Source organism: Neorhizobium sp. LMR1-1-1.1 (assembly GCF_040675795.1).
In the GTDB taxonomy this organism is placed as follows: domain Bacteria; phylum Pseudomonadota; class Alphaproteobacteria; order Rhizobiales; family Rhizobiaceae; genus Neorhizobium; species Neorhizobium cellulosilyticum.
This window is the reverse complement of record NZ_JBEGHE010000028.1, coordinates 26,337-41,281: the sequence shown is the minus strand read 5'-3', so window position 1 is coordinate 41,281 and position 14,945 is coordinate 26,337. Positions and strand designations below refer to the sequence as shown.

At 57.9% G+C, this 14,945-nt stretch carries 15 protein-coding genes and 2 pseudogenes; 12 read left to right on the top strand and 5 right to left on the bottom strand.

Annotation, left to right across the window (positions count from 1 at the left end; all coding sequences use genetic code 11):
• Positions 1 to 120 precede the first annotated feature (120 nt).
• Entirely contained in the window at positions 121 to 1,065 is a 945-nt protein-coding gene (locus MRBLMR1_RS19135; RefSeq protein ID WP_500065696.1) for a 2-hydroxyacid dehydrogenase, read from the top strand.
• A gap of 9 nt (positions 1,066 to 1,074) precedes the next feature.
• Complete coding sequence (locus tag MRBLMR1_RS19130) at positions 1,075 to 2,106, top strand: L-idonate 5-dehydrogenase (RefSeq protein WP_500065695.1); 1,032 nt, start codon at positions 1,075 to 1,077, stop codon at positions 2,104 to 2,106.
• A gap of 15 nt (positions 2,107 to 2,121) precedes the next feature.
• On the opposite strand, the gene MRBLMR1_RS19125 is transcribed toward MRBLMR1_RS19130, so the two are convergent.
• Both MRBLMR1_RS19125 and MRBLMR1_RS19120 read right to left on the bottom strand, forming a co-directional pair.
• Positions 2,122 to 3,159, bottom strand: coding sequence for a LacI family DNA-binding transcriptional regulator (locus tag MRBLMR1_RS19125; RefSeq protein WP_500065693.1), 1,038 nt, complete (start codon positions 3,157 to 3,159; stop codon positions 2,122 to 2,124).
• A 52-nt stretch (positions 3,160 to 3,211) separates the two neighbouring features.
• Entirely contained in the window at positions 3,212 to 4,132 is a 921-nt protein-coding gene (locus MRBLMR1_RS19120; RefSeq protein WP_500065691.1) for a LysR family transcriptional regulator, read from the bottom strand.
• Between the two features lie 125 nt (positions 4,133 to 4,257).
• On the opposite strand from MRBLMR1_RS19120, the gene MRBLMR1_RS19115 reads away from it, so the two are divergent.
• The 6 genes from MRBLMR1_RS19115 to MRBLMR1_RS19090 are packed head-to-tail and all read left to right on the top strand — an operon-like array spanning position 4,258 to position 8,761.
• Positions 4,258 to 5,094 carry a transporter substrate-binding domain-containing protein gene (locus MRBLMR1_RS19115; protein WP_500065689.1) on the top strand — a complete coding sequence of 279 codons (837 nt, stop codon included), beginning with the start codon at positions 4,258 to 4,260 and terminating at the stop codon, positions 5,092 to 5,094.
• A 33-nt stretch (positions 5,095 to 5,127) separates the two neighbouring features.
• Positions 5,128 to 5,826 carry an amino acid ABC transporter permease gene (locus tag MRBLMR1_RS19110; RefSeq protein ID WP_148148850.1) on the top strand — a complete coding sequence of 233 codons (699 nt, stop codon included), beginning with the start codon at positions 5,128 to 5,130 and terminating at the stop codon, positions 5,824 to 5,826.
• Positions 5,826 to 6,536 carry an amino acid ABC transporter permease gene (locus MRBLMR1_RS19105; RefSeq protein ID WP_148148849.1) on the top strand — a complete coding sequence of 237 codons (711 nt, stop codon included), beginning with the start codon at positions 5,826 to 5,828 and terminating at the stop codon, positions 6,534 to 6,536. Before MRBLMR1_RS19110 ends, MRBLMR1_RS19105 begins: the two co-directional genes overlap by 1 nt.
• Positions 6,533 to 7,264, top strand: coding sequence for an amino acid ABC transporter ATP-binding protein (locus MRBLMR1_RS19100; protein ID WP_500065687.1), 732 nt, complete (start codon positions 6,533 to 6,535; stop codon positions 7,262 to 7,264). The genes MRBLMR1_RS19105 and MRBLMR1_RS19100 overlap by 4 nt, the downstream gene beginning before the upstream one ends.
• A 17-nt stretch (positions 7,265 to 7,281) precedes the next feature.
• Complete coding sequence (locus tag MRBLMR1_RS19095; protein ID WP_148148847.1) at positions 7,282 to 7,956, top strand: 4-carboxy-4-hydroxy-2-oxoadipate aldolase/oxaloacetate decarboxylase; 675 nt, start codon at positions 7,282 to 7,284, stop codon at positions 7,954 to 7,956.
• Between the two features lie 34 nt (positions 7,957 to 7,990).
• Positions 7,991 to 8,761: an amino acid ABC transporter ATP-binding protein gene (locus MRBLMR1_RS19090; RefSeq protein ID WP_500065685.1), complete on the top strand. Its 771-nt coding sequence runs from the start codon at positions 7,991 to 7,993 to the stop codon at positions 8,759 to 8,761.
• A 339-nt stretch (positions 8,762 to 9,100) separates the two neighbouring features.
• On the opposite strand, the gene MRBLMR1_RS19085 is transcribed toward MRBLMR1_RS19090, so the two are convergent.
• The 3 genes and pseudogenes from MRBLMR1_RS19085 to MRBLMR1_RS19075 form a co-directional block, all read right to left on the bottom strand.
• The gene (locus tag MRBLMR1_RS19085; RefSeq protein WP_500065683.1) at positions 9,101 to 9,547 is read right to left on the bottom strand and encodes a helix-turn-helix domain-containing protein; all 447 of its coding nucleotides are present in this window, start codon (positions 9,545 to 9,547) and stop codon (positions 9,101 to 9,103) included.
• A 29-nt stretch (positions 9,548 to 9,576) separates the two neighbouring features.
• Positions 9,577 to 10,216 (bottom strand): annotated as a pseudogene (gene repB / locus MRBLMR1_RS19080) (plasmid partitioning protein RepB); the annotation flags it as partial.
• 85 nt (positions 10,217 to 10,301) lie between these two features.
• Positions 10,302 to 10,499, bottom strand: a pseudogene (locus tag MRBLMR1_RS19075) (plasmid partitioning protein RepA); the annotation flags it as partial.
• A gap of 356 nt (positions 10,500 to 10,855) precedes the next feature.
• Between MRBLMR1_RS19075 and trbB the strand changes: the two are divergent.
• The 4 genes from trbB to MRBLMR1_RS19055 are packed head-to-tail and all read left to right on the top strand — an operon-like array spanning position 10,856 to position 14,941.
• Positions 10,856 to 11,821 (top strand): P-type conjugative transfer ATPase TrbB, encoded by a 966-nt coding sequence (trbB, locus tag MRBLMR1_RS19070; RefSeq protein ID WP_148148417.1) that lies wholly within the window; start codon positions 10,856 to 10,858, stop codon positions 11,819 to 11,821.
• The gene (locus tag MRBLMR1_RS19065; protein ID WP_148148418.1) at positions 11,811 to 12,203 is read left to right on the top strand and encodes a TrbC/VirB2 family protein; all 393 of its coding nucleotides are present in this window, start codon (positions 11,811 to 11,813) and stop codon (positions 12,201 to 12,203) included. Before trbB ends, MRBLMR1_RS19065 begins: the two co-directional genes overlap by 11 nt.
• Complete coding sequence (locus MRBLMR1_RS19060) at positions 12,196 to 12,495, top strand: conjugal transfer protein TrbD (RefSeq protein ID WP_148148419.1); 300 nt, start codon at positions 12,196 to 12,198, stop codon at positions 12,493 to 12,495. Before MRBLMR1_RS19065 ends, MRBLMR1_RS19060 begins: the two co-directional genes overlap by 8 nt.
• Before the next feature lie 10 nt (positions 12,496 to 12,505).
• Positions 12,506 to 14,941: a conjugal transfer protein TrbE gene (locus MRBLMR1_RS19055; protein WP_148148420.1), complete on the top strand. Its 2,436-nt coding sequence runs from the start codon at positions 12,506 to 12,508 to the stop codon at positions 14,939 to 14,941.
• Positions 14,942 to 14,945: the final 4 nt, after the last annotated feature.

The following is a 14,945-nucleotide window of genomic DNA, read 5'->3' as shown; positions in this document are numbered from 1 at the left end:
CCGTCAGATCGAACAGCGGAAATGACATCAGAAATTCCTCCCGGTTCATAAGCGTCTTTGAAGTTGACATAGATGTTATCGATAACATATGCAATCGAAAACAAAACGCGGGAGTGAGAAATGAAGCCACAAATCCTCGTCATCGGCCCCTATCCGGAGTGGGATATGGTTGAGCTCGAAAAGAGCTACGATGTGAAGAAGCTCTATGAAGCCAGCGATCGAGACGCCTTCATCGCCAATGAAGCCAGCCAGGTAACGGCAATTGCTACGCGTGGTGAACTTGGCGCCTCGGCGGAGCTGATCGGCAGGTTGCCAAATCTGAAGATCGTTTCGGTCTACGGGGTAGGATATGACGCGGTCAATCTGGACGCCTGCCGCGAACGCGGTATCCGCGTCACCAACACACCCGATGTGCTTACCAACGACGTTGCCGATCTCGGCGTCGCTATGATGCTCTGCCAGTCGCGCGGCATGATCGGCGCCGAGCAGTGGGTGAAGGACGGAAGCTGGGCCGCCAAGGGACTTTACCCGCTTAAGCGCAAGGTCTGGGGCCGCAAGGCCGGTGTTCTCGGCCTTGGCCGCATCGGTTTCGAGGTCGCCAAGCGCCTGCGCGGTTTCGATATGGATATCGCCTATAGCGACGTCTCCGAAAAGTCCTATGCCGAGGGCATGACGTTCATTGCCGATCCGGTGGCACTTGCCGAACATTCGGATTTCCTGTTCGTGACGCTGGCGGCATCCGCTGCCACGCGGCATATCGTCTCCAAGCCGGTGATCGAGGCTCTCGGGCCGGAAGGCATGCTGATCAACATTTCACGCGCCTCCAATATTGATGAATTGGCGCTTCTGGACGCGCTTGAAAACGGTAGGCTCGGTTCGGCAGCGCTTGATGTGTTCGATGGCGAACCCAATCTCGACCCGCGCTTCCTCAAGCTCGAAAACGTGTTGTTGCAGCCGCATCATGCGTCCGGCACGATCGAGACGCGCAAGGCGATGGGCAAGCTTGTACGCGACAATCTGGCAGCGCATTTTGCCGGCCAGCCCCTTTCCACTCCGGTCATCTGAGGTCGTGTCATGAAAGCTGTCGTCATTCATTCCGCCAAGGATCTCAGGGTCGAGGAACGCGAAGTCGAGGCCGCCGGTGCGGGACAGTTGGATATCGCCATCGAAGCCGGAGGTATCTGCGGCTCCGACCTGCATTATTACAATCATGGTGGCTTCGGCACCGTGCGCGTCCGTGAGCCGATGATCCTTGGACATGAGGTTGCCGGTCGTGTGGTCGCGCTTGGAAGCGGCGCCTCCCATCTTGCGGTCGGCGATCGTGTTGCCGTATCGCCGAGCCGTCCCTGCAATAACTGCGATTATTGCCTCAAGGGCCAGCAGAACCACTGCCTCAACATGCGCTTTTACGGCAGCGCCATGCCCATGCCGCATATCCAGGGCGCGTTCCGCCAGCGCCTAGTGGCCGAAGCCTGGCAGTGCCACAAGGTGAACGAAGGCATTTCCATCAACGAGGCGGCCTTCGCCGAGCCCTTTGCCGTGACCCTGCACGCGGTCTCACGCGCCGGTTCGCTTCAGGGCAAGCGGGTTCTGGTCACCGGCTGCGGTCCGATCGGCGTCCTGTCGATCATCGCCGCCCGCCTGCATGGTGCACGCGAAGTGGTTGCGACCGACATCATGGATGCCGTGCTGGAAAAAGCGAAGGCGATCGGCGCCGACCGTGCCATCAACACCGCGTCACACCCCGATGCTCTCAACGCCTACACGGCCAACAAGGGCTATTTCGACGTTCACTTCGAGGCCTCTGGCAATGAACGCGCCGTCCGCTCAGGCCTGGAGGTGTTGAAGCCTCGCGGCATTCTCGTCCAGCTTGGCCTCGGCGGTGATATCTCGCTGCCGCAGAACACGATCGTCGCCAAGGAAATTGAGGTGAAGGGCACGTTCCGCTTCCACGAGGAATTCGGCCAGGCGGTCGACCTCATCAACCAGAAGCGCGTCGATTTCTCACCACTCCTGTCAGAGATCTACCCGGTCGCTGATGCGGTTAAGGCATTCGAGGTTGCGGGGGATCGCGGCCGTTCGATGAAGGTCCAGCTCAGCTTCTGAGCCGAATGAAACCTATCAGGTGCTGCCGCGAAGCAGCACCTGATAGCTCGTCTTGATGGTCGCGGCGGTGCTGCGCTTTTCAAGCATGGCAATCATCTGCCCGGCTGCCTGCGCGCCTATCCCGTAGCTGTCGACATTGACGGTGGTTATTCCGGGTTCAGATACCGAAGCGATCTCGTAATCACCAAAGCCGGCGATGGCGATGTCTCCCGGCACAGAAAGCCCCATTCTACGGCATTCCGTCATTGCCCCGAAAGCGGGGAGATCGCCGACGCAGATAGCAATATCGGTGTCCGCAAAATTGCGAAGCAACTGGCGGATAGCTTCTGCTCCATGCGCCATGCGCATTGGCGTGGACTCCACCGATACAACTCTGTGGCTGCTCAGGCCATGCCGCAGCAGGGCGCGGTCAAACCCGATATGACGCTGACGCCCGCGTGCATCGGAAGCTTCGGTCCCAATGATGAAGCCGAAACGCGAATAGCCTTGGGGGACGAGAGTGTCGACAAGTGCTTCCATCGCATCGGCGTTGGAGAAACCGACGACGGCATTAATTGGGTTTTCCGGCACATCCCAGGTCTCGATCACCGGAATACCGGCATTTGCAAGCATCGACCGTGCACGCGACGTATGTTCCCCGCCCGTCAGGATGATACCTTCTGGCCGACGCCGCAGCATGGATTCAATCAGCTCTTCCTCGCGCTCGACCGAATAATTCGTGTAGCCGAGGAGCAGCTGCATGCTTGTCTGCGCAAGCGCATCGGTAATCCCGCGTGCGGTGTCGGCGAAGTTCGAATTGTCGATTGAGGGGACGATTGCGGCGATGAAGCCGCTACGGCGTGAAGACAGGGTACCGGCCGACTGATCTAGAACGTAACCAAGCTGGTCAACTGCCGCCATGATGCGCTCGAACGTGCCCCTGGCGATATAGGAATTGCCCTTGAGGGCACGCGACACCGTCATCGCGGATACGCCGGCAACTCGCCCGACATCCGCCATTGTCGGTGGACCATTACCGGCTTCGGTTGGTCGGGGCTCCTGCTCGATCGACATCTTTTCTCCTGTTACGGGATGATCCAGCTGAAAGGGTGCTTTCGGGCGCGTGTCAAGGCAAGCATGTCCAATGCCCTTCTTGGCCCAGCGTCTTTATCACCGATGTCAGAATGTTCCGTACCTCGATCATCGCGCGGGTCGGGGGGTGGTTGACCGGCATGTCGAGTATGAGGCGGCGCGAGAGTATGGGGGCGGAGAGGGGAATTGCGGCAAGGTTTCCCTGCTGCATATCCGTATACACGGCACCCCTGCCGAGGATGGCAAAGCCCAGGCCTGCGCGAATGGCAGCCCTGGTACTAGCCAAGCCCTCGATCTCGCGCACAATGTTGAGGTCGCGGCCCAGCATCAAAGCCTGCCGTTCAAGCAGGACACGAATGCCGTGACGACGGGTCGGCATGATCAGCGGCAGAGAAAGTGCGTCCTCGACCGACATCTGCCCGGTTATGTCGTCAAAGCTGCCGATCCTTCCCACGGCATAAAGCCGCTCGTCGAAAAGGGGCAGGGAACTTGCCTTGGCGACATCAACGAGATTGATGGCAAGATCATGCAGATGCGTGTCGATCGCAGCTCTCAACGTCTGGCTGTCGCCCTCGCTGATCGTCAGGCGGATCTGCGGAAACATCTTCTCGCAGCTTTCCAACACGGGAACGGAGAGAATCGGGGAGAGCGAGCTCAGCATGCCAAGCGAGACATCTCCCCTCGGCGTCAGATCCTGTTGTCTGGTTTCCGCCTCAGCCTGCTCGACCGCGCGCAGGATCGACTGGGCGTGAGAGAGCAGCGTGTGTCCCGCATCGGTAAGTATCACTCCGCGGGATGTACGGTTGAGAAGCTGGACGCCCAGATAGTCCTCCAGCGAGCGCATGTGCAGGCTCAGCGGCGGTTGAGCGACACCCAGTTCCCGTGATGCCCTGGTGAAGGACCCCACTTCCGCAATCTTGGCAAAATAGCGCATCTTTAAAAGATCGAGAACCATGCATCCCCTCCACTTTCTATACCGTAAAGATATAGTACGTATCTGCAATATATATTTGTTCGAATATCGAGCTTGGCCTAGGTTTTCCATGCAGCGAGAGGAAGCGCTGTCAAAAGGAGGACACTATGAAATTTGCTCGTCTTATGACGCTAGCCGCGATCGGCGCTGCGTTGTTTTCAAATGTCGCCGCCGCCGAGCAGCTGGATGACATCAAGCAGGCTGGAGTTCTGAACTGCGGTGTTCTGACGAACTCGCCGCCGCTTGGTTTCCAGGACCCCAAGACCCGTGAGCCTAACGGTTACGAGATCGAGATTTGCCGTATGTTCGCAAAATATCTCGGCGTCAGCGCCAAGATGACCGCCGTCTCGCCACAGACCCGAATGGCCGAACTGACCCAGGGACGCGTAGACATCCTTTCATCGCTTCTGAGCTACAGCAAGGAACGCGCCGAGCAGGTGGATTTCAGCGGCGCCTATATTGCCGAGGACTTCAATTTCGTCGTGCTTGATCAGTCTGATATCAAGACTGTTGCCGACCTTTCCGGCCAACGCATCGGGCTGGTAAAGGGCTCGGTCCTGATCCCCCTGACGGAAAAGCGCCTTCCGGATGCCCGCATCCTCTCGTTCGAAACGAGTGCCGCATCCTTCCTCGCCCTGCAGCAGGGCAAGGTGAAGGCGACCGTTTACCGCTATTCCGAAGGCAAGGCCGTGCAGCGTAATGCCGGCTCCGAGATCAAGGGACTGCGCTTCCTTGACGAACCGCTTCTCTCCATGCCGTCCGGTTTCGGCTTCCGTAAGGGATCGCCGGAACTGGTCAAGCAGGCGAACGCATTCCTCGCCGAACTGGAGACCAATGGGGAAGGCCAGAAGCTTTACGACAAGTGGCTGGGCAAGGATTCTGACCTGAAGGCCACGCGCAAGTTCGAGTTCGGCAAACCCCAGGAAACCTGGTTCACGAACTGATCTCCTCCGCATACTGCATACAGGTCAACTTTCATGGGTTACCAATTCGACTTTGGTAAGGTCCTGCAGGGTGAGTATCTCGAACTCATCCTGGAGGGTCTCCAGGCCACGATGGTGGTCTTCGTTTTCTCCTGGATTATCGGTCTGGTTCTGGCGGTCGTATTGACCGTCATTCGAGCGATCGAGTTCAAGCCGACACAGTTTCTGGTCGCTGCCTTCGTTGAATATCATCGCAACGTGCCGATGCTGATCCAGCTGTTCGTCTGGTATTTCGGTTTTGCCGTCGTCCTGCCGGATGCGGTCAACGATTATCTGAACGATATCGGGGCGGAGATCGGATATGCCATCGTGGCGCTGGCCCTGAACAAGGCGGCGTATATGTCCGAGGATTTCCGCAGCGGTCTGCGCTCAATCCATCCGGCGCAGATGGAGGCGGCGCGATCGATCGGGCTTACCTATCTCGGTGCCATGACCTGGGTGATCCTGCCGCAGGCCTGGCGCCTGGCGCTCCCGGCGCTGCTCGGGCAGACCCTCATTCTCTTCAAGGGTACCAGCCTTGCCGCTGCCATCGGCGTCGCCGAACTCAGCTATCAGGCTCGTTATATCGAGGAACAATCCTTCCGCATCTTCGAGGCCTACGGCATCGCCACGGCGATCTACATGCTCATCTCGTTTGCGATCATGTGGCTCTCGTCGATCCTCTCCAAGCGATATGAGCTGAGGGTGAAGTAATGCTGGAAATCATTCAGGAATACTGGCTTCTGTTGCTGATCGGCGAATATCCGCACGGCAAGCTCGGCGGACTGGCGATGACGCTGATCATCTCCTTCGTCAGCCTCATCGTAACATTTCCCTGCGCAGTTCTCATCGCACTCGCCAGAACCGGAAAACCTGGCATCATCCAGTCGATTGCCAACGGTTTCGTTCATAGCGTTCGCGCCATTCCGCTGCTGATGCTGATCTTCTGGGCCTATTTCGCCGTGCCGATGATCATCGGCTTTCCGATAGATGCTGCCTTCACGCTAATCGTCGCCATCGTCATCTATCAAACGGCCTATCTGGGTGAGATCATCGCGGCTGGTATCACGGGCCTGCCGAAGGGGCAGCGGGAAGCCGCCGCAGCGCTCGGCCTCGGCTATATCCCGACCATGTTCAGGATCATCCTGCCGCAGGCGATCTTCAATGTCATTCCGGGCATCGTCAATCAGCTGACAACGATCATCAAGGAATCCTCGCTCGGCTCGATCATCGCTGTCTCGGAACTCTCATATGTCATGCTGCAGGTCAATTCCAACGAGGTGACCAAGCCGCTGCAGATCTTCGGCATCCTCGCTGCGGTCTATTTCGTCCTTTGCTTCGCTCTCAGCCAGGCAACAAATTGGCTGGAACGCCGCATTTCGTCCCGCAGAACGGGGCAGGTCGTTGTGGAGGCCGTAGCATGATCGAGTTCCAAAACGTTTCCAAGTGGTTCGGTGCCTTGCAGGTGCTGCGCGATGTCAATGCGACGGTAGCCAAGGGAACCACGACCGTTCTCTGCGGCCCTTCCGGCTCCGGCAAGTCGACACTGATCCGCACCGTCAACCGGCTGGAACCCATCCAGCAGGGCAAGATCACGCTGGCCGGGCATGACATCTACGCGAAGGATATCGACGTCAACGTGCTGCGCAGCGGCATCGGCTTCGTCTTCCAGCAGTTCAATCTTTTTCCGCATCTCTCGGTCGTGGAAAACGTCATGTTGCCGCTGTTGCGCATCCGCAAGCAATCGCGTGCCCAAGCTCGGCCTGTGGCAATGCAGATGCTGGAGCGGGTAGGGCTCGCCGACAAGGCACATTCGCTTCCCGCCGACATTTCCGGTGGTCAGTCTCAGCGCGTCGCGATTGCGCGCTCGCTGATCCTGAAGCCGGAAGTGCTTGTTCTCGACGAGCCGACCAGCGCGCTCGATCCGGAAATGGTCGGTGAGGTGCTGAAATTGCTGAGGCAACTATCGGCCGATGGCATCACCATGATGTGCGTCACCCACGAAATGGGTTTCGCCCGCGAAGTGGCGGATCGCATCTGGTTCCTGCGCAACGGCACGCTGACCTTCGACGCCGAACCCACCGCATTCTTTTCGGACGATGCCCATCACGATGTTCGCAACTTCCTTTCGGCTGTTCGTAAAAATCATTGAAATCGCAGGAGCAAAACATGGTCCATATCAAGGATATTCCCGCCCGCCCGAGCAAGTCGGACATTGATGCACTGGCAAAATTTTCGCCCGCCACCATTCACGAAGCACAGGGCCGTCGGGGCGCCTTGTCGTCGCGGCTGAAGCCGGTCGATTACCGCATGAAACTCTGTGGACCGGCCTTCACGGTCAAATCCTCGCCGCGCGACAACATCATGCTGCAACTAGCGATCAACTATGCCAAGCCCGGCGACATCATCGTCGTTTCGGCGGGTGAATACGAAGAAGCAGGTTCGTTCGGCGACGTTCTGGCCAATGCCTGCCTTGCCAAGGGCATCGGCGGCCTGGTTACGGATACCGGCGTTCGTGACACGCTGCAGCTTCGCGAACTCGGTTTCCCAGTTTTCTCGCTCAGCACCTGCATCAAGGGTACGGTCAAGGAAACGATTGGCACGACGAATGACAGCATCATCGTCGGCGGCGAGATCATCAATCCGGGTGACGTGATCATCGGTGATGCCGATGGTCTGGTCGTCGTTCGCCGCAGCGAAGTGGCCGAAGCGGCAAAGCTGTCTCAGGAGCGCGAAGACGCCGAAGCCGGTTTCATCGAAGCCTACAAGGCCGGAAAATCGGTGATCGAAGTCAGCAAGCTCGAGCCGGTCCTGAAGGCGAAGGGTCTCGTGGTCGAAGCCTGAGCTCCAGCCAGAACACACACCATTTGGATATGACATGAGCGCAGCACTGGAAAAACTGACCGTTTCCTCGACCGAGGTTGCAGTCGAAATCATCGGCATGAACAAGTGGTATGGTGATTTCCACGTGCTGCGCGACATCAATCTGAAGGTGATGAAGGGCGAGCGTATCGTCATTGCCGGGCCTTCGGGCTCCGGCAAGTCGACGATGATCCGTTGCATCAACCGGCTGGAAGAACATCAGTCGGGCAATATCCTCGTCGACAATATCGAGCTTACCAACGATCTGAAGAAGATCGACGAGGTGCGCCGCGAAGTCGGCATGGTGTTCCAGCACTTCAACCTCTTCCCGCACCTGACCATCCTGGAAAACTGCACGCTGGCACCGATCTGGGTCCGCAAGATGCCGAAGAAGGAAGCCGAAGAAATCGCGATGCACTATCTGAAGCGCGTCAAGATCCCGGAACAGGCCAACAAATATCCGGGCCAGCTCTCCGGCGGCCAGCAGCAGCGCGTGGCGATCGCCCGCGCGCTCTGCATGAAGCCGAAGATCATGCTGTTCGACGAACCGACCTCGGCGCTCGACCCGGAAATGGTCAAGGAAGTGCTCGACACCATGGTCTCGCTTGCCGAAGAAGGCATGACCATGCTGTGCGTGACCCATGAGATGGGTTTTGCCCGCCAGGTCGCAAACCGCGTCATCTTCATGGACCAGGGCCAGATCGTCGAGCAGAACTCGCCGGCCGAGTTCTTCGACAATCCGCAGCACGAGCGCACCAAACTCTTCCTCAGCCAGATCCTGCACTGATTTTTAAACGTTGCAGTGCACGAACGAAAGCTAGCAATGCGAGCGGTGAGAACATGTCTGCCTGAGCTTGTCAGGCACAGTTTTCGCTCCCTGCTCTTTCTCGGAGGTTGGTTCAAATTCAATTGTAGATTCTGGTTTTGAATTCTGTGTGTGCTGCTCACCAAGAGCATCATTGCTGCTACAATTTTCTGCTTTTATGCGAATTTTCAATCTGTTGACTACCTCTTCACGGAGCAGATCCAACTCATCACGAAGATCAAGCAGATCCGCTAAGATTGGCGATCGAGGAATCTTGGAGACCAGCGATAGGTATGCGTCTTCTATCCCCGCCCAGTCGCCTTACGCGCCCTCCTCCAGAGCCGCGCTTATGAGCTTTCGGCAATCACGCCGGCTTATCGTGAGGCTTTCTTGCTCTCTGGAACGCTTCACGTTCCGCGGCAACTTCTTGGGAAAAAAACGCCAGCTCCTCGGAACGAGAGAGCAGGGGGGAACAGGTCGAAACCAAAAGCGCGTTTCAATATCGCCGCTTCTGTCCCTACGGGCATACCGCTTGCCGTTGGGGCTATCTCTGCGAATGATTAGTCCGGCTTCAACCAGCGCCGCAAATGGCGCCATTCTGTGAGCTCGAAGGCACAATTGGATATTCGATGGAAAGACGATCATCTGTGCATCGTGTCGGAGTTCATTTTCCGGGTAGAAACTTAAGAGAGCATCGAGAACAGCGGGGCTGCTGGACTGAAGCCAAGCTTTTCGTAGGGGACCGACGTGTCGCGAAAGATCTTCCACTTGTCAGCTTTTTTGACTGGCTCAATCTCGGGGACACAATTGACGAGAAGAAGCATCTTTGAGAGGTTGCTCTTATCGACCGACATCGCGGCAATCACGATTTCTCGAGGAAATTGCTTATTCAGTTGGTGTGCAAAGCGAGCCTTCTCAATAAAGCTAAGATCTTCCCGCTCGTTGTTCTCTTGTCCTTGAGCGACCACAAGCTGTTCAGCGCTCAGTTCGCGAACGATAGCCTTGACTGGCAAACCAAGTTCCGCAAGGACACGAAGACGGCGATGGCCGAATGCTACTTGGTAGCGACCTGGTTGATCAGGATGCGGTCTAACCAGGATGGGCACCTGCTGCCCCTGATCCTTTGATGGACGCGAGTAAGCCGGATATGTCCCCTGACACACGTTCTTGAACGAACGATGGCTCAATTGTTCCCGCGTCCAGATCGACAACCGTTTGGCCTTCCGAGAGCCGACGCTCAATATCTTCTGCACGTCCCAAACGGTCGTTCTGTTCGCGAAGCGCATTGGCAATGTTTGCCGTTAACTTGGTCGCAGGATCGCGCTCCTTACGTGCAACTCCAAGGAGCGGCATCGCGCGAGGTCTTGCGGCACGGCTGTCCGTTACGTGTGTAACTGCGTTTTCTGTTGTTACGCCAAGGATGTGCTTGCGGCTCATGCAGACCTACCCCACGCTTTCTTGATTAGACCTTCGATTTAATCGTGAACTGCATTCATCGCCTCATGGGCCAGTAGCAGTTTGCGCGGAGATACGTTTCCCCAATTTCGAGGAGTTTAGCAGCCTCTGATGGACCGAAGGAGCGAATGCCTTTTTCAGCAGTTGGCGGAAAGACCTTGAGGTGATGGGCTTGCAATTGCGTAGGCAACGCGTCGGCGTGCCTCTCCATCAAGGCCGTCTGACCTTCTATTGCCGGTGCTGCTTTTACGGCGCTCTTCGCCATCCCAAAATCCATTCCCTACCAGTGGCGATATTTTCCGCAAAACCTGTAAAGTTTCGCCATTGGCACTAAGCTCTGATTTCTAACGGCGAGCGAGAGATTTTTGGTTAACGATAACTTAATGCAATCACTGCAGCTCCACCAAGTGTCAATAAATCCTTTAGAAATTAGGCTCTTGCTTGGCAGCATCGGGCAGCTTCGTTAAAACGACTTTGACGCTTGATTGCACTTCTAGGGCGATAGAATTGCGGCAACATTGGTAGCCCTCCCAACTCGCGAGGTGCAAATTTGCACCTCGACAACACCGCCTGCTCACGGTTTGTCTCCACGCATATTCAAACGAGGGGACGATCTCATCAATGCTTCAATCGCACTACCGCCTTGTCCGGAAACTGCAGAACGCGCTTGGTGAGCGCTTATGTGTTGCCCTCGACGACCCAACCGTCGTCGAGATCATGCTCAATCCCGATGGCAAGCTGTTCATCGAACGGCTCGGGCACGGTGTCGCCCCGGCGGGCAAGATGGAGCCGGCAGCCGCGGAAACGGTGATCGGCTCCGTTGCTCACTCTCTGCAATCCGAGGCCGATGGTGAGCGCCCCATCATCTCCGGTGAGCTTCCTATGGGTGGCCACCGTTTCGAGGGGCTCCTCCCTCCCGTCGTCAACTCTCCCACTTTCACCATCCGGCGGCGCGCGTCGCACCTGATTCCGCTCGACGATTACGTCACCACAGGCATCATGACGGAAGCACAGCGTTCAATCATCCGAAGCGCTATCGCCAATCGGCTCAACATCGTCATCGCAGGCGGTACAGGGTCCGGGAAGACGACGCTCGCGAACGCTGTCATCGCCGAAGTTGTCAAATCGGCGCCCGATGACCGTATGGTCATCCTTGAGGACACTACCGAAATCCAGTCCACAGCGGAAAATGCCGTCAGCCTCCATACGAGCGACGCCATCGATATGGCTAGGCTTCTCAAGAGCACGATGCGCTTGCGTCCTGACCGGATCATTGTCGGGGAGGTGCGCGATGGGGCCGCTCTCACGTTACTCAAGGCCTGGAACACCGGCCACCCGGGCGGTGTGACGACAATCCATTCCAACACGGCGATGTCGGCGCTGCGCCGCCTTGAGCAACTGACCGCCGAGGCGAGCCAACAGTCGATGCAAGCTGTCATCGGTGAAGCGGTCGATCTGGTGATCTCGATTGAGCGCGCCGGCCGCGGACGGCGTGTGAGGGAAGTCCTTCATGTCGAGGGCTTCACCGGTTCCCGCTACCAGACTGAACATTATCCACAAATCGATGAGGACAGCCATGCCGCATAATCGTCTGCTCCGTTTGGGAATTCTCGCAGCCATCTTCGGCGCATCGATCGTCGGGCCGGCGCTTGCCAGCTCGGGCGGCAGTCTGCCATGGGAAGGACCGCTCCAGCAGATCCAGGAATCAATCACTGGCCCGGTTGCCGGCTATATCGCACTTGCCGCCGTTGCGATCGCCGGCGGCATGTTGATCTTCGGCGGCGAGCTCAACGATTTCGCGCGGCGCCTCATGTATGTAGTGCTCGTTGCCGGCATCCTGCTCGGCGCAACGACAATTGTCGGTCTCTTCGGGGCGACCGGTGCATCGATCGGGATTTCTACAGTCGCCGACCAAACGAACCCGCCACTTGGATCGGAGCCAGCGAGAGAGGAGAGGGCCAATGGCTGACGCCGGCTCCGCGCTCCGTCGCAATCGCATTCATCGCGCGCTCTCGCGCCCGCACCTTTTGATGGGAGCGGATCGAGAACTGGTGCTCTTGGCGGGGCTCGCCTCGGTGATCCTGATCTTCGTGGTGCTCACGCTTTATTCTGCCCTTTTCGGTGTTGCGATCTGGATCGTCGTTGTTGGCGCGCTGCGGATGATGGCGAAATCCGACCCGGTGATGCGGCAGGTGTATGTGCGCCACATGCGCTACCGCGCGCACTACCTGCCGACATCCTCCCCCTGGCGAAGCTACTGAGGTTTCCAAGATGGTGGCACTGCGCGCCTTTCGATCGACCGGCCCGTCTTTCGCCGATCTCGTCCCATATGCCGGCCTAGTCGATAACGGCATCCTGCTTTTGAAGGACGGGAGCCTGATGGCCGGGTGGTATTTCGCCGGTCCGGATTCGGAGAGCGCGACCGACTTCGAGCGCAACGAACTGTCCCGGCAGATCAACGCCATTCTCTCCCGCCTCGGGTCCGGCTGGATGATTCAGGTGGAAGCCGTGCGCGTTCCGACCATCGACTATCCTTCGTCTGATCGGAGTTACTTTCCAGACGCTGTTACCGCGATGATCGATGATGAACGCCGCAGGCATTTTGGACGCGAGCAGGGCCACTTCGAAAGCCGGCATGCCCTGATCCTGACGTACCGGCCGCCGGAGAGACGCCGCAGTGGTCTCACGAGATACATCTATTCCGACACCGAAAGCCGGACGGCTAGCTATGCGGAAACAGTGCTGGAAACCTTCCGGCGCTCAATCCGCGAGATCGAGCAGTATCTAGGCAATGTCGTCTCGGTGCAGCGAATGCAGACCCGTGAAGCAGGCGAGAGAGGCGGTCAACGTGTCGCGCGCTATGACGAGCTCTTTCAATTCATCCGCTTCGCGATCACCGGCGAGAACCATCCGGTGCGGCTGCCGGAAATCCCCATGTATCTCGACTGGCTGGCGACTGCCGAACTGGAGCATGGCCTGACGCCACGCATCGAAAGCAGATTTCTCGGCGTGATCGCGATCGACGGCCTTCCGGCCGAGAGCTGGCCAGGTATTCTCAATAGCCTCAACCTCATGCCGCTCACCTATCGCTGGTCGTCTCGCTTCATCTTCCTCGATGCTGAAGAGGCCAAGCAGCGTCTTGAGCGGACCCGCAAGAAGTGGCAACAGAAAGTTCGGCCGTTTTTCGATCAGCTGTTTCAGACGCAATCCCGATCCGTCGATCAGGATGCCATGTCGATGGTGGCGGAGACCGAGGATGCAATTGCCGAGGCATCATCGCAGCTTGTCGCCTATGGCTACTACACGCCTGTCATCATCCTGTTCGACGAAAACCGCGCAATGCTTCAGGAGAAAGCCGAAGCTGTCCGTCGTTTGATCCAGGCCGAGGGATTTGGCGCCCGGATTGAGACGCTGAATGCGACCGATGCATTTCTCGGGAGCCTGCCTGGAAACTGGTACTGCAATATTCGAGAGCCGTTGATCAATACGCGTAATCTCGCTGATCTCGTCCCACTCAATTCTGTCTGGTCGGGCAGTCCAACGGCCACTTGCCCCTTCTATCCGCCGGATGCGCCGCCGCTCATGCAGGTGGCTTCCGGCTCAACGCCATTTCGGTTGAACCTGCATGTAGACGACGTCGGCCACACGCTGATCTTCGGGCCGACCGGTTCGGGAAAATCGACTTTGCTGGCCCTGACTGCGGCTCAGTTTTGCCGGTACGAGAACGCCCAGATTTTCGCCTTCGACAAGGGAAATTCCATGCTGCCGCTGACGCTGGCTGCCGGCGGCGACCATTACGAGATCGGTGGCGATATGGGGGAGGGGGCGAACCTCGCCTTCTTCCCGCTTTCGGAACTTTCGACTGACGGCGACCGAGCCTGGGCGTCCGAGTGGGTCGAGACCTTGGTCGCCCTGCAGGGCGTGACGATCACACCGGATCACCGCAATGCGATCTCGAGGCAGATCGCCCTGATGGCTTCTGCGCCCGGTCGTTCACTGTCCGACTTCGTCAGCGGGGTCCAGATGCGTGAGATCAAGGATGCCCTCCATCACTATACGGTTGATGGCCCGATGGGCCAGCTTCTCGACGCTGAATCCGACGGCCTGACGCTCGGCCGTTTCCAGTGCTTCGAGATAGAGCAATTGATGAACATGGGCGAGCGCAACCTAGTGCCCGTCCTGACTTATCTGTTTCGGCGCATCGAAAAGCGTCTCGACGGGCGTCCGAGCCTCATCGTTCTCGATGAAGCCTGGCTCATGCTCGGCCACCCGGTTTTCCGCGACAAGATTCGGGAATGGCTGAAGGTCCTGCGTAAGGCGAACTGCGCCGTCATTCTCGCGACGCAATCGATTTCGGATGCCGAGCGCTCGGGGATCATTGACGTTCTGAAGGAGTCATGCCCGACGAAGATCTGCCTACCCAACGGGGCTGCACGTGAGACCGGCACGAGAGAATTCTATGAGCGGATCGGCTTCAACGAGCGACAGATCGAGATTGTCGCGAACGCCATCCCCAAGCGCGAATATTACGTGACCTCCCCGGATGGGCGGCGCCTGTTCGATATGGCGCTCGGCCCGGTCACGCTGTCATTCGTCGGCGCTTCGGGAAAATCCGACCTCGCGCGCATTCGGGCACTGCAATCCGCCCACGGGCCAGAATGGCCAGGGAAGTGGCTTATCGAAAGGGGGATCACTTACCATGGATAACCGA